The organism is Rhizobium ruizarguesonis, assembly GCF_012349115.1.
Classification (GTDB): Bacteria; Pseudomonadota; Alphaproteobacteria; order Rhizobiales; family Rhizobiaceae; genus Rhizobium; species Rhizobium ruizarguesonis.
Window position 1 is genome coordinate 41,142 of record NZ_PQIG01000073.1, and the last position, 21,872, is coordinate 63,013.

Consider the following 21,872-nt stretch of genomic DNA (forward strand, 5'->3'; position numbering starts at 1 on the left):
CCATTCGCAGCCTCTCAGGCCGCATTGATCTCTTTCGTCATGTCGACGAGTGTCCATCCTGGCCGATAAGGGTTCGGCCGGCGACCCGTTTCCTGAAACCCGAAGGCGCTGTAGACCGCGATGTTCCGCTCCATCCGCGCATTGGTGTAGAGCCGGATCTCCGGCACGTCCCATTCCCGCGCCTTGCCCTCCAGCCAATGCAGCATGGCCAGCCCATGTCCGGCACCCTGAAAGGCCGGCGAGACCGCGATGCTGAACAGCATGAGGTGATCGGAATGCCGTTCGAGGACCACCACGCCGGCCGTTTGCCCGCCGATCTCGCGCAGCCAGACCTCGCCGCGTTCGATCCGCGGCGCGTAGTCCTCCGTCACCGGGATCGGCGGAGCGCCGAAGAGTTCGGTATAGGGCCGATAGGCGGCGGCTGTCAGCGTCACGATCGTTTCCAGATCATCGGGTGACGCTGGCCTCATCGTCATTCCGCCGCAACCGCCTTCTTCACCGGGCGCCGTTCCAGCAATTCCTTCAGGAAGTGTCCGGTATAGGACCGCTTTTCCTTGACGATCGCTTCGGGCGTACCGGTTGCGACGATCTCACCGCCGCCATCGCCGCCTTCGGGGCCGAAATCGAGCACCCAGTCGGCCGTCTTGATGACTTCGAGATTGTGTTCGATCACCACCACCGAATTGCCCTGGTTGACCAGTTCGTGCAGCATTTCGAGCAGCTTGGCGACGTCGTGGAAATGCAGGCCGGTCGTCGGTTCGTCGAGAATGTAGAGCGTGCGTCCCGTCGAGCGTTTCGACAGTTCCTTGGCAAGCTTGACGCGCTGCGCCTCGCCGCCCGAGAGCGTATTCGCCTGCTGGCCGACCTTGATATAACCGAGGCCGACATCCTTCAGCGATTGCAGCTTGTCGCGCACGGCAGGCACCGCCGCGAAGAAATCGACGCCTTCCTCCACAGTCATGTCGAGCACGTCGGCGATCGACCTCTGTTTGAAGGTGACGTCGAGCGTCTCTCTGTTATAGCGCTTGCCGTGGCAGACGTCGCAGGTGACGTAGACATCGGGCAGGAAGTGCATCTCGATCTTGATGACGCCGTCTCCCTGGCAGGCCTCGCAGCGTCCGCCCTTGACGTTGAAGGAGAAGCGGCCCGGCTGGTAGCCGCGGGCCTTCGCCTCCGGCAGACCGGCGAACCAATCTCGGATCGGCGTGAAGGCGCCGGTATAGGTCGCCGGGTTCGAGCGCGGCGTGCGGCCGATCGGTGATTGGTCGATGTCGATCACCTTGTCGATATGCTCGAAGCCGTCGATGCGGTCGTGATCGGCCGGGTTTTCACGCGCGCCCATGACGCGCCTTGCCGCCGATTTATAGAGCGTCTCGATCAGGAAGGTGGATTTGCCGCCGCCCGAAACGCCGGTCACCGCCGTGAAGACCCCAAGCGGGATCGCCGCCGTGACGTTCTTCAGATTGTTGCCGCGTGCGCCGACCACCTTGATCTCGCGGCCTTTCTTCTGCTTGCGGCGCTCGTTGGGAACCGGAACGCCGAGTTCGCCCGAGAGATATTTGCCGGTCAGCGAGTTCGGATTGTCCATGATGTCTTGCGGCGTACCATGGGCGATCACCTGGCCGCCGTGAATGCCGGCTGCCGGGCCGATATCGACCACGTCGTCGGCCGACAGGATCGCATCTTCGTCATGTTCGACGACGATGACGGTGTTGCCGATGTCGCGCAGGTGCTTCAGCGTGTCGAGCAGCCGGGCATTGTCGCGCTGATGCAGGCCGATCGACGGCTCGTCGAGCACGTAAAGCACGCCCGTCAGCCCCGAGCCGATCTGCGAGGCAAGCCGGATGCGCTGGCTTTCGCCGCCCGACAGCGTGCCGGAATTGCGCGACAGGCTGAGATATTCCAGGCCGACGTCGTTGAGGAAGCGCAGCCGGTCGCGGATTTCCTTGAGGATGCGCACGGCGATCTCGTTCTGCTTGGCGTTGAAGCTTGCCGGCAGCGTCTCGAACCAGTCACGGGCGACGCGGATCGACATACCAGTCACTTCGCCGATATGCAGCGTGTCGATCTTCACCGCCAAGGCCTCCGGCTTCAGACGGAAGCCGTTGCAGGAAGGGCAGGGGGCCGCCGACATGAAGCGTTCGATATCCTCGCGCGCCCAGGCGGAATCGGTCTCTTTCCAGCGGCGCTCGAGATTGGTGATGATGCCTTCGAAATTCTTCTGCGTCGTGTAGGAGCGCGCGCCGTCGGCATAGTGGAATTCGATCTTGTCGTTGGTGCCGTTGAGGATGACGTCCTTGGCCTCGTCGGAAAGATCGTTCCAACGGGTGCCGAGCTTGAAGCCGTAATGTTTGCCGAGCGCTTCCAGCGTCTGGTTGTAATAGGGCGAGGTCGACTTGGCCCAGGGCGCGATCGCCCCGTCGCGCAACGTCCGCTCGGGCTCCGGCACGATCAGATCCGGATCGATCTTCTGCTGGGCGCCGAGGCCGTCGCAGGTCGGGCAGGCGCCGAAGGGATTGTTGAAGGAGAACAGCCTGGGCTCGATCTCGGGAATGGTGAAGCCCGAGACCGGGCAGGCGAATTTCTCCGAAAACAGCACGCGTTCATGTGTCTCGTTCAGCGACTTGTTGGCTGAGCCGCCGGCCGATGTCTCTTCCGGGGGCAGCGGTTTGTCGGCGAATTCGGCGACCGCCAGCCCGTCGGCGAGCTTGAGGCAGGTCTCCAGGCTGTCCGCCAGGCGCGCCGAGACATCCGAGCGCACGACAATGCGGTCGACCACCACGTCGATGTCGTGCTTGTATTTCTTGTCGAGCACCGGCGCCTCGGCGATCTCGTAGAACTGCCCGTCGACCTTGACGCGCTGGAAGCCCTTCTTCATCAGCTCCGCCAGTTCCTTCTTGTATTCGCCCTTGCGCCCGCGCACGAGCGGCGCAAGGATATAAAGACGGGTGCCGTCGCCGAAATCGAGGATGCGGTCGACCATCTGGCTGACGGTCTGGCTCTCGATCGGCAGGCCGGTCGCCGGCGAATAGGGAACGCCGACGCGGGCAAAGAGCAGGCGCATATAGTCGTAGATCTCGGTGACGGTGCCGACCGTCGAGCGCGGATTGCGCGAGGTGGTCTTCTGCTCGATCGAGATTGCCGGCGAAAGCCCGTCGATCTGGTCGACATCGGGCTTCTGCATCATTTCGAGGAACTGCCGGGCATAGGCCGACAGGCTCTCGACATAACGCCGCTGGCCCTCGGCATAGATCGTGTCGAAGGCAAGCGAGGATTTGCCGGAACCCGAAAGCCCGGTCATGACGATCAGCTTGTTACGCGGCAGATCGAGATCGATGCTCTTGAGATTATGCTCGCGCGCGCCGCGGATGGAGATCGTCTTCAGTTCGCTCATCGTCTCTGCTTTGGTTTTCTGGATGACAGCCCTTATTTAGTGATGCCGACGGGCGAGTCGAGGCTGAATATCCGCAAGGGCTCAAGGTTTTCGATTCTGTTGACAGGATCATACGGATAAACTAGAACAAATAAAGAACAAAATTCCTGATGAATGCATGCGGCTTTCTGATGGGATAAACATGTGGATTAATTGCCGCCCATGCGCATCGGCGGTCCGTGATGGTTTAAGGTGCGCCGATCGATTAAACGCCGCCGGGCAGGGCGGCAGGCAGGGTGAGAAGTATGGCTGGTAGCGTGAATAAGGTAATTCTGATTGGAAACGTCGGTGCGGACCCCGAAATCCGCCGCACTCAGGATGGCCGGCCGATCGCCAATCTTCGTATCGCGACCTCGGAGACCTGGCGTGACCGCAATTCCGGCGAGCGCCGTGAAAAGACCGAATGGCACACTGTCGTCGTCTTCAACGAGGGCCTCTGCAAGGTCGTCGAGCAATATGTGAAGAAGGGCGCCAAGCTCTATATCGAAGGCCAGCTGCAGACCCGCAAATGGCAGGACCAACAGGGCCAGGATCGCTACAGCACGGAAGTGGTGCTGCAGGGCTTCGGTTCGACGCTGACGATGCTGGACGGTCGCGGCGAAGGCGGCGGCGCGAGCTCCGGCCGCGGCGGCGGCGCTGGCGGCAACGATTATGGCGACGACTACGGTGCGCCGGCTCCCGCTTCATCGCCGAGCCGCGGCGGTGGCGGCGGCAACTTCTCGCGGGATCTCGACGACGATATCCCGTTCTGATCGATAGCCTTTCCTGGCTTGGTGAGAGACGTGAGAGAGCATGATGCCTTGGATGGCGTCATGCTCTTTTTCTTTGATCTCGCTGCAGATCGTTCAGACCGGATCGGCCTCAATCGTCTACGGCCGTTTTCAGTGCGGTGTCGCGCTGATCAGATTGAACGCCGACTTAGCCCCGTCGACGACGAACTGTGCGGCAAGGGCGGCGAGGATGACGCCGAGGAGTCGCGTCAGGATGGCCCGGCCGGTGACGCCGAGGAAACGGTCCAGCCTTTCGGCGATGAGCAGCATGAGGAAGGTCAGCAGCAGATTGGCGGCAATGACGCCGATCAATTGCGCTTTCCCGATCGAGGTGGCCAGCGTGCCGGCAAGCAGGATCGTCGCCGAGATCGCACCCGGACCGGCAATCAGCGGCAAGGCGAGGGGGAAGACGGCAATATTCTCGATGTGATCCTTGGTGATCGCCGCCTCGGTCGCCTTCTCCTTGCGCTCCTGCCGCCTCTCGAACACCATCTCGAAGGCGATCCAGAACAACAGCAGCCCGCCGGCGATGCGGAAGGCGCCGATCGAAATCCCGAGCACGCCGAGAACGCCGGCGCCGAACAGCGCGAAGACGGCGAGGATGATGAAGGCGATGGTCGAACCTCGCAGCGCCACCTGCGTACGCTCGCTGCGGCTCATGCCTGTCGTCAGGCCCAGGAAGATCGGTGCGAGCCCCGGCGGATCGATGGTGACGAGCAGCGTCGTGAAGGCGTTGATCAATTGGTCGGCGCTTGCCATCGGCTCTCCGAAACCCCATATGGGTGTGTGGTTTTTTATGATTGTGAAGCGGGGATTCCGATTTGGCAAATATCCCGCGGCGGCCCGCAGCGGATTTGTCCGGTTTGGCCGCGCAACTTGTATGTTTTACCGTCTTTAAGCCGCAAAAGCCTGTTCAAAACGCGCTGTGAAATTGGCGTGGCAACAGGCTTTCCGCTATAAATCTTCAAGTGATTCTAGAAGAGATCGTGATCTGTTTTGACTGAGCAAACACCCCCCGGCGGCGGGAAGCTCCCGCCAGGCATCGAGCCCATCTCCATCATGGAGGAAATGCAGCGGTCGTATCTCGATTACGCCATGAGCGTCATCGTCAGCCGCGCGCTGCCCGACGTGCGCGACGGCCTGAAGCCCGTGCACCGGCGCATCCTCTACGGCATGTCCGAGCTCGGTATCGACTGGAACAAGAAATACGTCAAATGCGCCCGCGTCACTGGTGACGTGATGGGTAAATTCCATCCGCACGGCAATTCCGCGATCTATGATGCGCTCGCCCGCATGGCGCAGCCCTGGTCGCTGCGTCTGCCGCTGATCGACGGTCAGGGTAATTTCGGCTCGGTCGATGGTGATCCGCCGGCGGCCGAACGTTATACCGAATGCCGTCTGGAAAAGGCTGCCCACTCGCTGCTCGACGATCTCGACAAGGAAACCGTCGATTTCCGCGACAACTACGACGGTACGCTCTCCGAGCCGGTCGTGGTGCCTGCCAAGTTCCCGAACCTGCTCGTCAACGGCGCCGGCGGCATCGCCGTCGGCATGGCGACCAACATCCCGCCGCACAATCTCTCCGAAGTCATCGACGGCTGCGTCGCGCTGATCGACGATCCGGCAATCGAGCTGCCGGAACTGATGCAGATCATTCCCGGCCCCGATTTCCCCACAGGTGCGAAGATCCTCGGCCGTGCCGGCATTCGGTCCGCCTATGAGACCGGCCGCGGATCCGTCATCATGCGCGGTGTCGCCGCTATCGAGCCGATGCGCGGTGACCGCGAGCAGATCATCATCAGCGAGATTCCCTACCAGGTGAACAAGGCGACGATGATCGAGAAGATGGCCGAGCTGGTGCGCGACAAGCGCATCGAAGGCATCTCCGACCTGCGCGACGAATCCGACCGCCAGGGTTATCGCGTCGTCGTCGAGCTGAAGCGCGATGCCAATGCCGAGGTCATTCTCAACCAGCTTTATCGCTATACGCCGCTGCAGACGTCCTTCGGCTGCAACATGGTGGCGCTGAACGGCGGCAAGCCCGAACAGCTGACCCTGCTCGACATGCTGCGCGCTTTCGTCTCTTTCCGCGAGGAAGTCGTTAGCCGGAGAACGAAATTCCTGCTACGCAAGGCGCGTGACCGCGCCCATGTGTTGGTCGGTCTCGCCATTGCCGTCGCCAATATCGACGAGGTCATCCGCGTCATCCGTCAGGCGCCCGATCCGCAGTCGGCCCGCGAAGAACTGATGACCCGCCGCTGGCCGGCGGCAGATGTCGAAAGCCTGATCCGTCTGATCGACGATCCGCGCCATCGCATCAATGAGGACCTGACCTACAATCTGTCGGAAGAGCAGGCCCGCGCCATCCTCGAACTGCGCCTTGCCCGCCTGACGGCTCTTGGCCGCGACGAAATCGGCGACGAACTCAATAAGATCGGCGAGGAAATCAAGGATTACCTCGATATTCTCTCCTCGCGCGTCCGCATCCAGACCATCGTCAAGGATGAACTCATCGCCGTCCGCGACGAGTTCGGCACGCCGCGCCGCACCGAGATCGTCGATGGCGGTCTCGAAATGGACGACGAGGATCTGATCGCCCGCGAAGACATGGTCGTCACCGTCTCGCATCTCGGTTATATCAAGCGCGTGCCGCTGACCACCTACCGCGCCCAGCGCCGCGGCGGCAAGGGCCGCTCCGGCATGACCACCCGCGACGAGGATTTTGTTAGCCGGCTATTTGTAGTCAATACTCACACGCCGGTGCTGTTCTTCTCCTCGCGTGGCATCGTCTACAAGGAGAAGGTCTGGCGCCTGCCGATCGGCACGCCGACCTCACGTGGCAAGGCGCTGATCAATATGCTGCCGCTCGCACCCGGCGAGCGCATCACCACCATCCTGCCCTTGCCCGAGGACGAGACGAGCTGGGACAATCTCGACGTGATGTTCTCGACGACGCGCGGCACGGTTCGCCGCAACAAGCTGTCGGACTTCGTCCAGGTCAACCGCAACGGCAAGATCGCCATGAAGCTCGAGGAGGAGGGTGACGAAATCCTCTCCGTCGAGACCTGCACCGAACATGACGACGTGCTGCTGACGACCGCGCTCGGTCAGTGCATCCGCTTCTCCGTCGACGACGTCCGGGTCTTTGCCGGCCGCAATTCGATCGGCGTGCGCGGCATCTCGCTTGCCGGCGGCGACCGCATCATTTCGATGACCATCGTGCGCCATGTCGACGCCGAGCCGTGGGAACGCGCCGCCTATCTGAAGCGCGCTGCCAACGACCGGCGCCTGACGACGGGCGAGGCCGAGGAGATCGCGCTGGTCGGCGAAGAAGTCACCGAAGAGGGACAACTGAGCGACGAGCGTTACGAAGAGCTGAAGGCGCTGGAGCAGTTCGTGCTCACCGTTTCCGAGAAGGGCTTCGGCAAGCGTTCTTCGTCCTACGACTTCCGCATTTCCGGCCGCGGCGGCAAGGGCATCCGCGCCACCGACACCTCGAAGACCACCGAGATCGGCGAACTGGTCGCGGCCTTCCCAGTCGATGATGGCGACCAGATCATGCTGGTCTCCGATGGCGGCCAGCTGATCCGTGTACCGGTCGGCGGCATCCGCATAGCCAGCCGCGCCACCAAGGGCGTCACCATCTTCTCGACGGCCAAGGACGAGAAGGTCGTCTCCGTCGAGCGCATCAGCGAGCCGGAGGAGGATGAGACGGAAGAGGCTGTTGAGGTCGCCGAAGGCGTCGCTGTTGCCGACGAAGGGGCTGCCGAGGAAGGTGGTGGCGACGGGGCGCCGATTGCCGATGGCGATCCGGCCGGGCCTGCCGAAGAGTGATCAAGTGAATGGGGCGGCTTCGAGCCGCCCTTTTCATTTCAAGTCGCCCTTTTGCTTTTCAAATCGGATGATGGTTCGGGACCACGCCACAGAAAAAGCCGGACGCTGATGCATCCGGCTTTGAATGGCCCTGGCGACGGAAGGGTGCCGCTCAAGGGTGGGAAGAGGGTGTAGGCAAGAGAGGAATGTCAGAACGCTCTATGTTTGTCGTTCAGCGCCTTCACCTCTTCGCCTTCGCGCCGGAGCGCTGAAATCGTCGAGGCCACAGACACGATGAACATGACACTGATAAGGGCGGTGAGCACTGTCAAGATCGTGAACATAGGCATTCCTTTCCTGGGGAGTTGCGTTCTCGCCCCTCAGTACTGGCCCAGCACGGCCGTCCGGGCCGAAGCATAGGGACCATAAACCTTGGACGTATCGACCTTTTGATCATAGAGAGCGACAGTTGCGGTCAGCATGCCCGTGACCATTACCATCCAGAGCACGTTAATCATCGTAATCTTACCGGGCATTTTTATTCCTTCCGCGCCGCATCTATGTATCGGTTGAATGAACGCATCCGTCTGAAAATGGTTCCGCCGGATGTTGATCGGGTGTTTACCAATGGCGATCTGAAGCGACCTTGAATGTCTCGTTCATCTGGCGTTCAGATTCGAAGCTTCGCGCAGCCGGCCCTGGGCGCGCACGATCGCCGCATGCTCGGCGAGCTCCGGCCGTACCCAGCGCACCTCGTATTGATCGGCGAAATAGCCATAGGCCATCTCGGCGGCGAGAGAGAAAACGACGGCAAGTGCAACGAGCACGATCAGCATGGACTTGGTCTTTCGGGGAGCGCCGGATGCCGGAATGGCATCGGCTGCTTTGATGATGCGAATTAAGCAGATCGAGCCTGAAACGGCCTTGAACGGGCCATTCATCCGTCGTTCAGTCGCCCGGAACGACTGGCCAAATCACTTGCGGCAAGGCAGCATCCGTGACAAAAGGCGTCAAACCAACGGCCGGGCCACATGACGACAGCTTTCTATCCGGGGTCCTTCGACCCGATCACCAATGGACATGTGGATGTTCTGGTCCAGGCGCTGAACGTCGCCGAAAAGGTGATCGTCGCGATCGGCATCCATCCCGGCAAGGCGCCGCTCTTCTCCTTCGAAGAGAGAGCCGAGCTGATCCGCCGTTCTCTGGCGCAAGCGCTGCCCGGCAAGACCGGCGACATAACCGTCGTCGCCTTCGACAATCTGGTGGTCGATGCCGCCCGCACCCATGGTGCGACGCTGTTGATCCGCGGCCTTCGTGACGGCACCGATCTCGATTACGAAATGCAGATGGCCGGCATGAACCGGACGATGGCGCCTGATATCCAGACCATCTTCTTGCCGGCGGGCACGGCCTCCCGGCCTATTACCGCCACATTGGTTCGCCAGATCGCCGCCATGGGCGGCGATGTCAGCGCTTTCGTGCCGGCCGCCGTCTTGCAAGCCCTGACATCCAAGCGCCCAAACTAGTAAGAACAAAGACTAGGCGGAACCCGCCGCAACGGAGCCCACATGAAACTCTTCTATCTCGCATTTGCCGGCGTGCTGTATCTCGCCTCCTTCGCGGGGGATGCTTTTGCCCAGTCGGCCGATCATTATCTCACCATCCAGCTGAAGAACGGCCCTGTCGTCATCCAGCTCATGCCTGAGGTGGCGCCGAAGCATGTCGCCCAAATCGAGGCGCTGGCAAAGAAGGGCGAATACGACAACGTCGCCTTCCACCGCGTCATCGACGGTTTCATGGCGCAGACCGGCGACGTCAAGTTCGGCAACATGGAGAAGGGCTTCGATGCGAGCCTTGCCGGCACCGGCTCCTCCGATATGCCTGACATTCCGGCCGAGTTCTCCAAGACCCCATTCGTGCGCGGCACGGTTGGCATGGCCCGCTCACAGGATCCGAATTCCGCCAATTCGCAGTTCTTCATCATGTTCGCCGAGGGGTCGTTCCTGAACGGCCAGTACACCGTCGTCGGCAAGGTCGTCTCCGGCATGGAGAATGTCGACAAGATCAAGAAGGGCGAAGGCCAGAACGGCGAAGTCAGCAATCCCGACCGGATGATCAAAGTCACCCTGGGCAAGAAGTAAGTTACGAGAGAAACAAGAGGAGAAGGCAAATGGCCGAGATCAAGGATCCCGAAAACACCGTCATTCTGGAAACCACCAAGGGCAAGGTTGTCATTCAGCTTTTGCCGCAGGTCGCCCCGGAGCATGTCGCCCGCATCAAGGAACTCGCCCGCGAGAAGGCCTATGACGGCGTCGTCTTCCACCGCGTCATCCAGGATTTCATGGCCCAGACGGGCGATGTCGAATTCGGCAAGAAGGGCTCGGAAACCTTCAATCCCAGTCGCGCCGGCATGGGCGGCTCGTCGAAGCCGGATCTGAAGGCTGAATTCTCGGCGACCACGCATACGCGCGGCACCTGCTCGATGGCCCGTTCGCAGAACCCGAACTCGGCTAATTCGCAGTTCTTCATCTGCTTCACCGACGCGCCCTGGCTGAACAAGCAGTATTCCGTCTGGGGCCAGGTCATCGAAGGCATGGACAACGTCGACAAGATCAAGCGCGGCGAGCCGGTTTCCGATCCGGACTCGATCGTCTCCATGCGGGTTGCCGCCGACGTCTGATTGTGATTTCTGCTGAAACCCGCCCTTGCGCATAGCTGCGTGGGGCGGGTTTCGCTTTGCCTGAAAGTGCCCTGATGCGCGTAGACCTTTTCGATTTCGATCTGCCCGACGAACGCATTGCGTTGAGGCCCGCCGAGCCGCGCGACAGCGCGCGCCTGCTCGTCATCGATCCGAATGCGGAAAGCAGCCTGTCGGACCATCGCGTCGGCGATCTCACGTCGTTCCTGCGGGCCGGCGACGCGTTGGTCTTCAACGATACCAAGGTCATTCCCGCCCAGCTCGAGGGCATCCGCCATCGCGACGGCGCCGGCGGCCAGCAGGTTTCCGCAACGCTGCACATGCGCATCGACCCCAGCCGCTGGAAGGCCTTCGCCAGGCCGGGCAAACGCATCAAGGAGGGCGACCGCATCTCCTTCGGCCATTCCGGCGAGAGCTGCTTCCTCGGCTCGCTCGACGCCACCGTCGAGGAAAAGGGCGAGGCCGGCGAGGTGACGCTGCTGTTCGATCTCTCCGGCCCGGCGCTCGACGAGGCGATCGCCGCCGTCGGCCATATTCCGCTGCCGCCCTATATCGCCGCCAAGCGTCCCGAGGACGCGCGCGACAGCGAGGATTACCAGACGATCTATGCTCGCGAGGAGGGTGCCGTTGCCGCCCCGACCGCCGGCCTGCATTTCACACCCAGGCTGTTCGATGCGCTCGATAGCGCCGGCATCGAACTCCATTTCGTCACGCTCCATGTCGGTGCCGGCACTTTCCTGCCGGTCAAGGTCGACGATACCGCCGATCACAAGATGCATCTCGAAAGCGGCACGGTCAGCGCCAAGACGGCGGCACGGCTGAACGCCGTCAAGGCAAGCGGCGGGCGCATCGTCTGCGTCGGCACGACCTCGCTGCGGCTGATTGAAAGTGCGGCGGAAGAGAGCGGCGAAATCCGCGCCTGGAGCGGCGCCACCGGCATCTTCATCACGCCGGGTTACCGCTTCAAGGCGGTCGACATGCTGATGACCAATTTCCACCTGCCGCGCTCGACGCTGTTCATGCTGGTCTCGGCCTTTGCCGGCTTCGAGACCATGCGTGCCGCCTATGACCACGCCATTCAGACGGGCTACCGCTTCTATTCCTATGGCGATGCCAGCCTTCTCTTCCGGAAAGACTAGATGACCGACAACTTCCAATTCACCCTTGACAAGACCGATGCCGGCGCACGCCTAGGTAAAATCTCCATGCCGCGCGGCGAGATCCGCACGCCGGCCTTCATGCCGGTCGGCACCGTCGGTACTGTTAAGGCCATGTATCTCGACCAGGTGCGCGAGACCGGCGCCGACATCATCCTCGGCAATACCTATCACCTGATGCTGCGCCCGACGGCCGAGCGCGTCGCCCGTCTCGGCGGCCTGCATAAGCTCATTCGCTGGGAGCACCCGATCCTGACCGATTCCGGCGGCTTCCAGGTCATGTCGCTGTCCGGCCTGCGCAAGCTCGACGAGCAGGGCGTCACCTTCAAGTCGCATGTCGATGGCAGCCTCCACCATATGTCGCCGGAGCGCTCCATCGAAATCCAGGGGCTGCTCGGCTCCGACATCCAGATGCAGCTCGACGAGTGCGTGGCGCTGCCGGCCGAGCCGAAGGAGATCGAGCGCGCCATGGAAATGTCGCTGCGCTGGGCCGAGCGCTGCAGGGTCGCCTTCGGCGAGCAGCCCGGCAAGGCGATGTTCGGCATCGTCCAGGGCGGCGATATCCCGGCGCTGCGCATCCGCTCGGCCGAGGCGTTGAGCCAGCTCGACCTCAAGGGATATGCGATCGGCGGCCTCGCGGTCGGCGAGCCGCAGGACGTCATGCTGCAGATGCTGGAAACGACGCTGCCGGTACTTCCTCTGGAAAAGCCGCGTTACCTCATGGGCGTCGGCACGCCTGATGACATCCTGAAATCGGTCGCCCGCGGCATCGACATGTTCGACTGCGTCATGCCGACCCGCTCCGGCCGCCATGGCCTGGCCTTCACCCGTCGCGGCAAGGTCAATATCCGCAATGCCCGCCATGCCGAGGATATGCGCCCGCTCGACGAACAGTCGAACTGCCCGGCCTCGCGTGACTATTCGCGTGCCTATCTGCACCATCTCGTCCGCTCCAACGAGGCGCTCGGCGGCATGCTGCTCTCCTGGCACAATCTCGCTTATTACCAGGAACTGATGCAGGGCATCCGCAAGGCGATCGCCGAAGGCCGCTTCGCCGATTTCATGGCGGAAACACAGGAGGAATGGGCGAGGGGCGACCTCCAGCCGGTGTAAGCTATTTCGCTCCCGCATTGCTTGCCGCGGGGACCGCAGACGCCGGGTTTGGCGCAACCATCATTTTGAGCCTTTTGCGCACTGGCTCGTCGAAGCGAATGGCGACGATCCCAGCCGCAATGAAAATCGCTATCACGACGACCATACCGGATGCCGGAGAGGCCGGGAGGTCAAAGCCCTTTTGCCGCAGTGACTGCAGCAGGCTGAAGATAGGCCCATGTAGAATATAAATCGGATAGGAAAGCCTCCCCAGCCAACGGAATAGCAACTCGACCAGGCCGGTCTGCCTTGTGCGCATCGCAAGCCAGACAATGGCCGGAAAGACTACGAGGCATATTAAAAAATCAAAATACGGGAAACCGAAGAACGTGCTGGCCGATATGCCTGTGATGAAGATCAGGCATCCACACAGAAGAAGGCCGACAATGTTGCCGTTATTGGCCGTAGTCGGGTTCTGGATATCATATAGCCTGTAGAGGCAGATCCCGAGCGAGAACGAGAACAGCACCCTTGAAAAGCCAAATATGAAGTAGCCCGGCTGATGGACCGATGTCGAGGTTGCCTCCGACCAATGCCCCGCACATGGTGATGCCCGCAGTCCCCAAGGCGATGGCGAGCAAGCTTCTGAGTGACAGTCGTATTAGAAGGACGGAGAATAGCATCCCTGCCCAGAGCTCGAAGAAGAGCGACCAGCTAGGTTCGTTGAAAGGAAAGAGACTTTCCAGGTTTGTGCTTTGAATGAGCAGGATCGCCTTCAGCAGAAGGCCTGCCAGAGTGAAGTAGTCCAGCCCGTTTTGAAGTGCATAGTTGAAAAGGCCAATCGGAAGCGAAAGAAGATAAATTGGATAAAGCCGAATGATACGCTGCAGCAGAAATCCGGCGGGCGAAATCTGTCCCGTTGTCAGCTGCCTCTCATATGAATTTGCAAGAACGACGCCGCTCAATAGAAAGAAGAGGTCAACGGCAAGGTAACCGATATTCGCCGGTATCGGACCCAGCGTACCACCCGTGTGAAGGAACATGACTACGACAGCCGCAATTCCTCGCAACGCCTCAAGAGCTGTGAAAAATTGTTTGCCAGTGTTCAATATAACAACCCTCCGTTGGTATTTTGTTACTCCAGGAGGATTTCTAAATCGTTAGCGCAACGAGGCCGTGTAATCGATTGGGTCCTGTCGAAGAGAGGAGACAGCGCGTCAGATACCCTTGCTGTCCGCGTCCGGCATGATCTGCACGCCGTTGATCCTGTAGCTGCCGTCCGGCTGGCGGGTGATCTGGTAGATCGCCGTCCAGTCCTTGCCGTCGCGGCCCGAAATCAGCACCTCGTGATAGATCAGCGCGCCGTTGTCGATCGAGCGGCTGCGCCCGAAGGCGTAGTTGCCTGGGTGATAGACCGGCTCGTAGCTCTTCTTCACCATGGCGAAGAACAGGTTCTTGTCGGGATACATCGCCCTGATGCCGGGCGCGGCGAAGGAATAGGCGGTCTCGGCATCGTCCTTGAGGAAGGCTTTGATCTGTTCCTCGATCATCGTCCGCGTCGTGTCGATCGGATCTTGGGCGCGGGCCGATACGGGGGAGAGGGCGGATGCGGCACACAGGATGAGAACTGCGAAGAAGGCGCGCATGGATTGATCTCCGGCTCTGTCAGGGAAACGATCCCCCGACAGGCAGAAGTGTAGGCGATTTCTGACGCAAGAAAAGCGGACTTTACGACCAGCGCTGGAAGAGAGCGCTGGCATTCACCCCGCCGAAGCCAAAACCGTTGGTAATCGCATAGTCCATCACCAGCGGCCGCGCTGTCTTGCCGACGATATCGATGCCGTCGGCGGCCGGATCCGCATGCTCCAGGTTGCGGGTCGGCGGCGCGATCTGGTCGCGCAGCGCAAGGATGGTGAAGATCGCTTCCAGCCCGCCGGCGGCGCCAAGCAGGTGGCCGGTCGCCGATTTCGTCGCGCTGACGGCAATGCCGCCGTCGCGGCCGAAGACCGTGCCGATCGCCGCGATCTCGCCCCTGTCACCGACCGGTGTCGAGGTCGCATGCGCGTTCAGATGCCTGACCTGCGAAGCCGGGATCTTCGCCTGCTTGAGTGCCGTCTCCATCGCGCGGCGGGCGCCGTCGCCGTCTTCGGGGCCTGAGGTCATGTGGTAGGCGTCCGCCGCCGTGCCGTAGCCGACGAGTTCGGCGAGCGGTGTGGCGCCGCGGGCAAGTGCATGTTCCAGTGTTTCGATAACCAGGATGCCGGCGCCTTCGCCCATGACGAAACCGTCGCGCGCCGTGTCGAAGGGCCGAGATGCCAGCTCCGGCGTCTCGTTGAAGCCGGTGGAAAGCGCACGCGCAGCGGCAAAGCCGCCAAGGCTCACCTTGTCGATGCAGGCCTCGGCACCGCCGCAGATCGCCACATCGGCTTCGCCGGAGCGGATCAGCCGCGCCGCATCGCCGATCGCCTGGACGCTGGCCGCACAGGCCGTCACCGGAGCACCCAGCGGCCCCTTGAAGCCGTAGCGGATGCTGACCTGGCCGGCGGCAAGGTTGACGAGGAAGGACGGCACGGTGAAAGGCGACAGTCGCCGCACGCCACGCGTTTCGCCGATCCGCACCGCTTCGGCGATCGCCGGAAAGCCGCCGACGCCCGACGCGATGATCGTTGCCGTGCGCTCGCGCTCGCCTTCGTCGGTCGGCATCCAGCCAGCCTGTTTTACCGCTTGCTCCGTCGCCGCCATGGCGAAGTGGATGAAGCGGTCCATCTTCTTCTGGTCCTTGGGCGTGATGTAACGGTCTGGATCGAAGCCGGCTTGCGCATCCCCAGCGATGTCGGGAACGATACCGCCGACCTTGGCCGAGAGTTCGCCGACGATATCCTCCGCCAGCACCCTCAGCCCGGAACCGCCGTCGAGAAGACGCTTCCAGGCGGGCTCGACGCCGGTGCCGAGTGGCGAGACAAGTCCCATGCCGGTGACAACGATGCGATCCATTGTATTTTCCTCCGACAGCGCCGCGCGTTTTTCAGACGCGCAAAGGACGCTGTAACTTTTTGAATTAGGCGTCGATGCCGAGATACCAGGCGCGCATGCGGGCGATCCGCTCGTGCACTTCATCATCGGCGGCGGGGCCTGCAAGCAGGCTGGTGTTTTCTGGTGTCACTGGTTCGCCGGTCCGCGCATCGACCAGCATCGTCTGGCGCTCTCTGCCGGAAGCGGCATCGCCCAAGAGAAAGGCGAGGTCCTCTTCGGGGATGTGCCGGCTTCCCCAGGAAAACAGCGTCATCAGAACAGGAAAGAAATCACGGCCCTTGTCCGTCAGCAGATATTCGTAGCGGGCAGGGCGCTGATGGTAGAGCCGCCGTTCGAACAACCCCTTTTCCGTCAGATGTTTGAGCCGCCGCGTCAGGATGTTCGGCGCCACGCCGAGGCTCTTCTGGAATTCGTCGAAGCGCGAAAGCCCCTGGAAGGCGTCGCGCAGGATCAGCATGCTCCACCAGTCGCCGACGCTGTCGAGCGCGCGCGCCGCCGGGCATTTGAAGTCGCTGAAGCTCGTCCGTTGCATGGCTAATGTCACTATAGCAGTAACTATCATCATGCAAGTTACTATCTGGCGTCGCCCTCGAAAATGCGGGCGAGCAGAATGCCGGTGACGAGCATGCCGGCCGCCACGAAGATCGTATCGCCCGGCGTGCCGATATAGAGCGGCCCGACATTGGCAAAGAGCAGGAAGGCGACGAGGAAATTCGCCCAGCCCCAGACGGCATTGGCTGTCGGCGAGCCAAGCTTTGCCCCTTGCGCGAATGGGATGCGGAACGGCCTGCCACTGACGCCGTTGACGAAATGTGGGACGCCGTTGGTCAGAAATGCCGCGGCGATGAAATGGGCGATATAGGCGATCCAGGGCAAAGGCTTCTCCGTTGCGGCACGAGTGGCGTCAACGGAGAATGTGGCCGGGAATTTCATGCCGGCAAGAGGAGACTAAAGCATGTCGCGCAAAAGTGTGCAGCGGTTTTGCGGCAACGACATGCGTAAAAACAAAGAGTTAAAGCGCAAGGAGCGAATCTGAAAGATCGCGACGCGCTTTAGAAACGCACGTGGTGCGGCCGCCCGCCGTCGAATAGCGACGGGCCTGGCCGGGTCAGATCAGCACGAAATCCTTGAAGTGAAGCGCCGGAGAATTGTCGAGATCGGCGACATGGATTGCCGCACCCGCGGCACTTCCATCCGCATCAAAGGATAGAATGCCGCTGGCCTGGTCGTAGATCAGTCTATCGTCAGCTTCGAGCGCTTTCGTTCCGACAACGAAATTCTCATCTGAAAATCCGGATAGGCTGAGTGCGGCGAAAATCGAATGGTCGAGCAGCAGCTTGTCGCCGGCCGCCGAGGAGAAATCCCGGATCTTGTCGATGCTCACATTGTCGGGCTTAACGTCGAAAACGAAGGAATCGGCCCCTCCGCCGCCGGTCAGAATGTCTGCGCCGGCTTTGCCGATCAGCTTGTCGTTGCCGAGCCCGCCGCTCATCTGGTCGGCGCCTTTGCCGCCATTGAGACTGTTGCTGCCGTCGTTGCCAGTCAGCACGTTGGACGTGTTGTTGCCCGTCGCGCTGAGATTGGCCGTTCCGGTCAAGGCAAGGTTCTCGATCGTTCCGGCCGTGCGCTTCAGATCGGCCAGGCTGAAGGAAGTCGAAGCCTTGACGGTGTCCTTGCCGGATCCGCCTGTTTCATCGGCAAAATCGCCGGCATTGTCGACCACATAGGTATCGTTGCCGGCGCGCCCCGACATGTGGTCGGCGCCGGTGCTTCCATCGAGGATATTGTTGCCGGAATTGCCGACGAGAACATTCGCCAGGCCATTTCCGGTGCCGTTCAGATTGGCGGTGCCGGTCAACGTCAGATTCTCGACGTTTCCGATCGTATGCGCCGTATCCTTGAGGCTGAAGCTGATCGACGACATGACGGTATCGGTTCCGCCGCCCCGGCTTTCATCAACGATTTGAGCGGGGTTGCTCACGGTGAATATGTCGTTGCCCGTGCCGCCATAGATATGGCCGGTGGCCGGCGGCGTGCTGGCGCTGCCGCCTTCGATGTCAATGATAACGGGATGGTCGATGACATCAACCGTCAGGGACGAGACATCACTGAGACTTTTGATCGCCGTCGTTCCGGTCAGCGGGTCGAAGACCTTCACGGAGCCGAACGAGGCGCCGAGATTGACTTTAACGGCCGTATTCGCAGCCTGAATGGCGGTATCAGTGGACTGGTTCCAGATATCGGGCTCATTCCAGATGGTGATCTGGTAGCTTCCGTCCGATTTTTCCGTCAGCAGGCTCCGGGTCGAGGACGGCAGGCCGTCGATCGAATAATTGAGGGTCCCCGTGCTGAAGCTCGCCTTCGCAGCGCCGTCGTCCGCAAGGATTTCGGTCAGATTGTGGATCGCAGCCGCAGCCGGCTTGGCGGAATAGTCGAGATGAAAAAGGCCGAAATGCTTTTCCTGATTGGTGCCCTGCGGATCGGAATAGGCGTCCAGCAGCTCGTAGATGAACGTCTGTTTCGACCCGAGTGCCGCGCCGTCCATCAGCGTATTAAGCAGAAGCTTTGCCTGCGTCGCTTCGCTGACGCCTTCCCAGCCGCCATTGGTGTCGGCGGTGAGCGAGGTGTGGTACCCGGTCTCGGTGATCGCCAGCGGCTTGCCCGGATCGGCAGCGCGCTGAACGCCGGATTCTCGGGAAAGCCATGAATATGGCTGGTCGCCATCCTTCGCATAGGTGTGGATCGTCGTGTAGTCGGAGGCGGAAGCGACCGTATATCCGGTAAAGCCGAGAACGGGGATATTCTTCAGCAAGGGGTCGGCGTTGACGGCGGCAGACAGGTCCTTCTGATAGGCGACCGCTGCGGCCTGGCCGCTCAGGCCATGGTAGCTGACCGGCCAGTTGTTGACTTCGTTCGGACCTTCGATACCGACGACCGATCCGGGATGGGCCTGCACGAAGGCATGCAGCCGCTGGGCGACGGTGGCGGGGTCGACCTCCCGCTGGGCGCTGAAGACGAATTGCACGCCGGCCTCGGCGGCATCGCCGAGATGCGTTTGGCCGTTGGGGTCGGAAGCGGAGTTGGGGGCATGATCGCGGACGGTATCAAGGCCAAGATAGTCGAGAGCCTTAACAACTTCTCCGACATTGGAATATTTTCCGTCGGTGTAGTCGATATGCGTATCAATTCCAAAGGAACGAATAATATCGTTTATTCTAACGGCTTGAGCCATAAGCTTTTCTCCCGGTTTACGAGGGAAGTGGCAATGGGAATAAATCCCCATTTGTGGCTGCCAATTCGATTTAATACACGAGGAGGATCGTGCGGCGATGACTCGTTATCCATGATATATTGTTGCGAATGTGGCTCAATTCGAATTGTATTTATTATGTAATCTTCGCTTGCATTTTTTCGTTCGGCCGGCTGATCATGCGCGAGTGGGACGGCCCATAGGCAGAGTCTGGCGAAATCCGACATGGTTTTGGAGGATCCGATGACCGTCAATGTTCAATTCCGGTTTCGCTGCGGCTTGCCCTCGATGGCGTTCGACAATGTCCGTCTCCGCGGCAGTTGGGACGAACAAGGCCGCCCCTCGAATGATTGGACGTCTCACCCGATGCAGCGCTCTCGTGACGAGGATGGCTATGATGTCTTTGTCATCAGGGTTCCCTTTCCCGATGACGAGATCGGCGCGCATTTTCGCTGGGGGATCGAACTCGATCGACCCGGCGCTTCCGGCCTATGGGCAATCGCCGCCGAAGTGGACGACGAGAATTCGACGCGTCGCGAACGCTCCTTCGATCTCCAGCAGGGGATAGCGCCGCAGACCTATTATCTGACATGGATCGGCCGTCTGGGGGCGAACCGGGTTGAAAGGCGCAACAGTGCAGACGGCATTCGCTTTTCGGTCTGGGCGCCGAATGCCAGGGACGTCTCGCTCGTGCTCGCCGATCCCGCCATTGGCTATATCGCCGATGACGGCACCGGAACGGTCGCAACCATCAGGATGCGCAGGACCGTTGATGGCTTCTGGAGCGTTGAAACCGGCGACGACCACGGCCTTTCCGACTTCGACAGCATGGTCGGCACGCCCTATATGTACCGCGTCACCAGGGATGATGGATCGCTCGCCTACCGCACCGATATCTGGTCCCTCATGCAGATCGGCGCCGGAGACTTCGATCCCGATGGAGCGATCTATCACGGATCGCCGGCGGCATTGGACGGACCGCAAAGCTGTTCGGTCGTCTGCGACCCGAAGCGGGTGGTGCTCCCGTCCGGGCAGGAGCTTGCCGCCGAGGCGTTCTGGGCCGACGAATTCGCCGGCGGTCGAAAGCTTCCGGATCGGCTCGAGGATCTGGTGATCTACGAATTGCACGTCGGCGCCCTCGGTTTCGGCAAGGCCGCGCCGGGGACGCTTGATGACGCCATCGCCTTCGTCGAGCATCTCTCGGCGCTCGGCGTCAACGCCGTGGAATTGCTGCCGATTGCGGAATTCGAGACCCGGGCCAACTGGGGTTACGGCACGTCGCATTTCTTTGCCGCCGACCAGGGGGCCGGCGGCACCGACCGGCTGAAGATGTTCGTCAAGGCCTGCCACCAGCGCGGCATCGCCGTCATCCTCGATGTCTGTTACAACCATTTCGATCCGGATGGCGAGCGGGCGCAATGGGCCTATGACTCCATCGATCACACCCGCAATATCTTTTATTGGTACGAGGGACACCCTGGCGATTACGCCGATCCGACAGGCGGCTACATCGACAACATCTCCACGGGATGGGCGCCCCGCTTCGATGAGGAAGCCGTGCGGCAGCTTTTCATCTCCAGCGCGGCCTTTCTCGTCTCCGTCTGCCATATCGATGGTTTCCGGCTCGATCAGACAAGTTCGATCCACCAATATCCGGTCCTGCATGCCGATGGCCGGCGCGCCGATCGGGCCGCTGCCTTCGGGGCCAAGTTTCTGAAGCAGTGGACTCGCACGATGCGGCTGATCAAGCCGCAGCTTTTCCTGACGGCCGAGGATTATTCGGACTGGTCGGCGATGACGGAGCCGAGCCTGACCGGCGACGGGCTCGGCTTCGATGCCACCTGGTATGGCGATTTTCATCACAACCTCGTCGAATATCACGGCGGCGCCCAGGCGCAGCTGTTGAAGAATGCTGGTTTCGGGGACAAGCTGGCGCTGACCATGTCGTCTCTTGCCGGCGCATTGCAGACGAGCGCGCGATCCAAGGTGGTCTACAACCAGTCGCATGACGATTGCGGCAATCGTGAAGGATCGGCGCGAACCGCGGTTATCGCCGTCAATTTCGCGCCTGTTGTCGGCGAGACCAGGGCGTGGGCAGAGGCGAGGTCCCGATTCGCGGCGGCGATGACGCTGCTATCACCGGGCACGCCGATGTTTTTCATGGGCGAGGAAATCGGCGCACAGAAGCCCTATCGCTACAATGATTTCCTCGAGAACCGGGAGAACATTCTCGGCGAAGCGGAAGGCAGCGGCGCGGGGATGCTCAGCTGTTATCGCGATCTGATCGGGCTCAGCGTCCATCAGGATGCCATTCGATCCCGCAACATCGCCATTCCCCTGGTTCATGACGAAAATCGAGTGATCGCGTTTCATCGATGGAATGACGGCGAGGATTTCCTCGTTGTGGGGTCGCTGAACGACGCTCCCTTCGAACACGGCTATCGGCTGCACAGCGAACGTCTGGGAGATGATCTCTGGGAGGAGATCTTCAATACCGATGCTCACGCATATGGCGGCTGGAACGTCGGCAACGGCGGCGGAAGAATCAGAGCAACGGCGGGAGTGCTCGATGCCGTGCTGCCGGCATCAGGCGTTCTGGTCTTTCGCAGGCTCTGACGCATACGGA

19 protein-coding genes and 1 pseudogene are annotated in these 21,872 nt (G+C 61.2%); 8 read left to right on the plus strand and 12 right to left on the minus strand.

Annotation, left to right across the window (positions count from 1 at the left end; all coding sequences use genetic code 11):
- Window positions 1-14: 14 nt before the first annotated feature.
- Together C3Y91_RS13810 and uvrA are read right to left on the minus strand one after the other, a co-directional pair.
- Entirely contained in the window at window positions 15-476 is a 462-nt protein-coding gene (locus C3Y91_RS13810; protein ID WP_075223848.1) for a GNAT family N-acetyltransferase, read from the minus strand.
- Complete coding sequence (uvrA, locus tag C3Y91_RS13815) at window positions 473-3,394, minus strand: excinuclease ABC subunit UvrA (RefSeq protein WP_130686402.1); 2,922 nt, start codon at window positions 3,392-3,394, stop codon at window positions 473-475. Before uvrA ends, C3Y91_RS13810 begins: the two co-directional genes overlap by 4 nt.
- Window positions 3,395-3,678: 284 nt before the next feature.
- Between uvrA and C3Y91_RS13820 the strand changes: the two genes are divergently transcribed.
- Complete coding sequence (locus tag C3Y91_RS13820; RefSeq protein WP_130686403.1) at window positions 3,679-4,185, plus strand: single-stranded DNA-binding protein; 507 nt, start codon at window positions 3,679-3,681, stop codon at window positions 4,183-4,185.
- A 129-nt stretch (window positions 4,186-4,314) separates the two neighbouring features.
- Here the strand turns inward: C3Y91_RS13820 and C3Y91_RS13825 are convergent, their stop codons facing one another.
- On the minus strand, window positions 4,315-4,962 hold the full coding sequence (locus tag C3Y91_RS13825; protein ID WP_018069570.1) for a MarC family protein: 648 nt from the start codon (window positions 4,960-4,962) through the stop codon (window positions 4,315-4,317).
- A gap of 237 nt (window positions 4,963-5,199) precedes the next feature.
- Here C3Y91_RS13825 and gyrA point away from each other — a divergent pair, with 237 nt between their 5' ends.
- The gene (gyrA, locus tag C3Y91_RS13830) at window positions 5,200-8,037 is read left to right on the plus strand and encodes a DNA gyrase subunit A (protein WP_168251812.1); all 2,838 of its coding nucleotides are present in this window, start codon (window positions 5,200-5,202) and stop codon (window positions 8,035-8,037) included.
- 188 nt (window positions 8,038-8,225) lie between these two features.
- Here gyrA and C3Y91_RS38405 read toward each other — a convergent pair whose 3' ends face one another.
- The 3 genes from C3Y91_RS38405 to C3Y91_RS13840 form a co-directional block, all read right to left on the minus strand.
- Entirely contained in the window at window positions 8,226-8,360 is a 135-nt protein-coding gene (locus C3Y91_RS38405) for a hypothetical protein (RefSeq protein WP_269207301.1), read from the minus strand.
- A 36-nt stretch (window positions 8,361-8,396) separates the two neighbouring features.
- A complete protein-coding gene (locus C3Y91_RS13835) occupies window positions 8,397-8,552 on the minus strand; it encodes a hypothetical protein (RefSeq protein ID WP_003539654.1) in 156 nt (51 codons plus the stop codon).
- A 123-nt stretch (window positions 8,553-8,675) separates the two neighbouring features.
- The gene (locus C3Y91_RS13840; RefSeq protein ID WP_130686405.1) at window positions 8,676-8,957 is read right to left on the minus strand and encodes a hypothetical protein; all 282 of its coding nucleotides are present in this window, start codon (window positions 8,955-8,957) and stop codon (window positions 8,676-8,678) included.
- A 90-nt stretch (window positions 8,958-9,047) separates the two neighbouring features.
- Between C3Y91_RS13840 and coaD the strand changes: the two genes are divergently transcribed.
- The 5 genes from coaD to tgt all read left to right on the plus strand — a co-directional run bounded on the left by coaD (window position 9,048) and on the right by tgt (window position 12,984).
- Window positions 9,048-9,542: a pantetheine-phosphate adenylyltransferase gene (gene coaD, locus C3Y91_RS13845; protein ID WP_018069566.1), complete on the plus strand. Its 495-nt coding sequence runs from the start codon at window positions 9,048-9,050 to the stop codon at window positions 9,540-9,542.
- Window positions 9,543-9,584: 42 nt separating this feature from the next.
- Entirely contained in the window at window positions 9,585-10,157 is a 573-nt protein-coding gene (locus C3Y91_RS13850) for a peptidylprolyl isomerase (protein WP_130686406.1), read from the plus strand.
- A 29-nt stretch (window positions 10,158-10,186) separates the two neighbouring features.
- Entirely contained in the window at window positions 10,187-10,696 is a 510-nt protein-coding gene (locus C3Y91_RS13855; RefSeq protein ID WP_003539661.1) for a peptidylprolyl isomerase, read from the plus strand.
- Between the two features lie 74 nt (window positions 10,697-10,770).
- Window positions 10,771-11,853 (plus strand): tRNA preQ1(34) S-adenosylmethionine ribosyltransferase-isomerase QueA, encoded by a 1,083-nt coding sequence (queA, locus tag C3Y91_RS13860; RefSeq protein ID WP_168575454.1) that lies wholly within the window; start codon window positions 10,771-10,773, stop codon window positions 11,851-11,853.
- Window positions 11,854-12,984, plus strand: a complete 1,131-nt coding sequence (gene tgt / locus C3Y91_RS13865; protein WP_130686407.1) for a tRNA guanosine(34) transglycosylase Tgt — start codon at window positions 11,854-11,856, stop codon at window positions 12,982-12,984. It abuts the gene before it with no gap.
- 1 nt (window position 12,985) lies between these two features.
- Here the strand turns inward: tgt and C3Y91_RS13870 are convergent.
- The 6 genes and pseudogenes from C3Y91_RS13870 to C3Y91_RS13895 form a co-directional block, all read right to left on the minus strand.
- A pseudogene (locus C3Y91_RS13870) lies at window positions 12,986-14,072 on the minus strand (acyltransferase family protein).
- 108 nt (window positions 14,073-14,180) lie between these two features.
- A complete protein-coding gene (locus C3Y91_RS13875) occupies window positions 14,181-14,609 on the minus strand; it encodes a DUF4864 domain-containing protein (protein WP_130686408.1) in 429 nt (142 codons plus the stop codon).
- Between the two features lie 82 nt (window positions 14,610-14,691).
- Window positions 14,692-15,957 carry a beta-ketoacyl-ACP synthase II gene (fabF, locus tag C3Y91_RS13880; RefSeq protein WP_130686409.1) on the minus strand — a complete coding sequence of 422 codons (1,266 nt, stop codon included), beginning with the start codon at window positions 15,955-15,957 and terminating at the stop codon, window positions 14,692-14,694.
- 64 nt (window positions 15,958-16,021) lie between these two features.
- The gene (locus C3Y91_RS13885) at window positions 16,022-16,528 is read right to left on the minus strand and encodes a winged helix-turn-helix transcriptional regulator (RefSeq protein ID WP_024321993.1); all 507 of its coding nucleotides are present in this window, start codon (window positions 16,526-16,528) and stop codon (window positions 16,022-16,024) included.
- Window positions 16,529-16,569: 41 nt separating this feature from the next.
- Window positions 16,570-16,872 (minus strand): hypothetical protein, encoded by a 303-nt coding sequence (locus tag C3Y91_RS13890; protein ID WP_018069558.1) that lies wholly within the window; start codon window positions 16,870-16,872, stop codon window positions 16,570-16,572.
- 232 nt (window positions 16,873-17,104) lie between these two features.
- Complete coding sequence (locus C3Y91_RS13895) at window positions 17,105-19,228, minus strand: calcium-binding protein (RefSeq protein ID WP_168575455.1); 2,124 nt, start codon at window positions 19,226-19,228, stop codon at window positions 17,105-17,107.
- 261 nt (window positions 19,229-19,489) lie between these two features.
- Here C3Y91_RS13895 and C3Y91_RS13900 point away from each other — a divergent pair, with 261 nt between their 5' ends.
- Complete coding sequence (locus tag C3Y91_RS13900) at window positions 19,490-21,862, plus strand: alpha-amylase family glycosyl hydrolase (RefSeq protein WP_168575456.1); 2,373 nt, start codon at window positions 19,490-19,492, stop codon at window positions 21,860-21,862.
- Window positions 21,863-21,872 lie beyond the last annotated feature (10 nt).

Coding starts and splice junctions, on each gene's coding strand:
- C3Y91_RS13820 (WP_130686403.1), top strand. CDS start 3,679: ATGGCTGGTAGCGTGAATAAGGTAATTCTGATTGGAAACGTCGGTGCG.
- C3Y91_RS13825 (WP_018069570.1), bottom strand. CDS start 4,962: ATGGCAAGCGCCGACCAATTGATCAACGCCTTCACGACGCTGCTCGTC.
- C3Y91_RS13895 (WP_168575455.1), bottom strand. CDS start 19,228: ATGGCTCAAGCCGTTAGAATAAACGATATTATTCGTTCCTTTGGAATT.
- C3Y91_RS38405 (WP_269207301.1), bottom strand. CDS start 8,360: ATGTTCACGATCTTGACAGTGCTCACCGCCCTTATCAGTGTCATGTTC.
- C3Y91_RS13810 (WP_075223848.1), bottom strand. CDS start 476: ATGACGATGAGGCCAGCGTCACCCGATGATCTGGAAACGATCGTGACG.
- queA (WP_168575454.1), top strand. CDS start 10,771: ATGCGCGTAGACCTTTTCGATTTCGATCTGCCCGACGAACGCATTGCG.
- C3Y91_RS13875 (WP_130686408.1), bottom strand. CDS start 14,609: ATGCGCGCCTTCTTCGCAGTTCTCATCCTGTGTGCCGCATCCGCCCTC.
- C3Y91_RS13835 (WP_003539654.1), bottom strand. CDS start 8,552: ATGCCCGGTAAGATTACGATGATTAACGTGCTCTGGATGGTAATGGTC.
- fabF (WP_130686409.1), bottom strand. CDS start 15,957: ATGGATCGCATCGTTGTCACCGGCATGGGACTTGTCTCGCCACTCGGC.
- C3Y91_RS13840 (WP_130686405.1), bottom strand. CDS start 8,957: ATGAATGGCCCGTTCAAGGCCGTTTCAGGCTCGATCTGCTTAATTCGC.
- uvrA (WP_130686402.1), bottom strand. CDS start 3,394: ATGAGCGAACTGAAGACGATCTCCATCCGCGGCGCGCGCGAGCATAAT.
- C3Y91_RS13885 (WP_024321993.1), bottom strand. CDS start 16,528: ATGCAACGGACGAGCTTCAGCGACTTCAAATGCCCGGCGGCGCGCGCG.
- C3Y91_RS13850 (WP_130686406.1), top strand. CDS start 9,585: ATGAAACTCTTCTATCTCGCATTTGCCGGCGTGCTGTATCTCGCCTCC.
- C3Y91_RS13855 (WP_003539661.1), top strand. CDS start 10,187: ATGGCCGAGATCAAGGATCCCGAAAACACCGTCATTCTGGAAACCACC.
- C3Y91_RS13900 (WP_168575456.1), top strand. CDS start 19,490: ATGACCGTCAATGTTCAATTCCGGTTTCGCTGCGGCTTGCCCTCGATG.
- tgt (WP_130686407.1), top strand. CDS start 11,854: ATGACCGACAACTTCCAATTCACCCTTGACAAGACCGATGCCGGCGCA.
- coaD (WP_018069566.1), top strand. CDS start 9,048: ATGACGACAGCTTTCTATCCGGGGTCCTTCGACCCGATCACCAATGGA.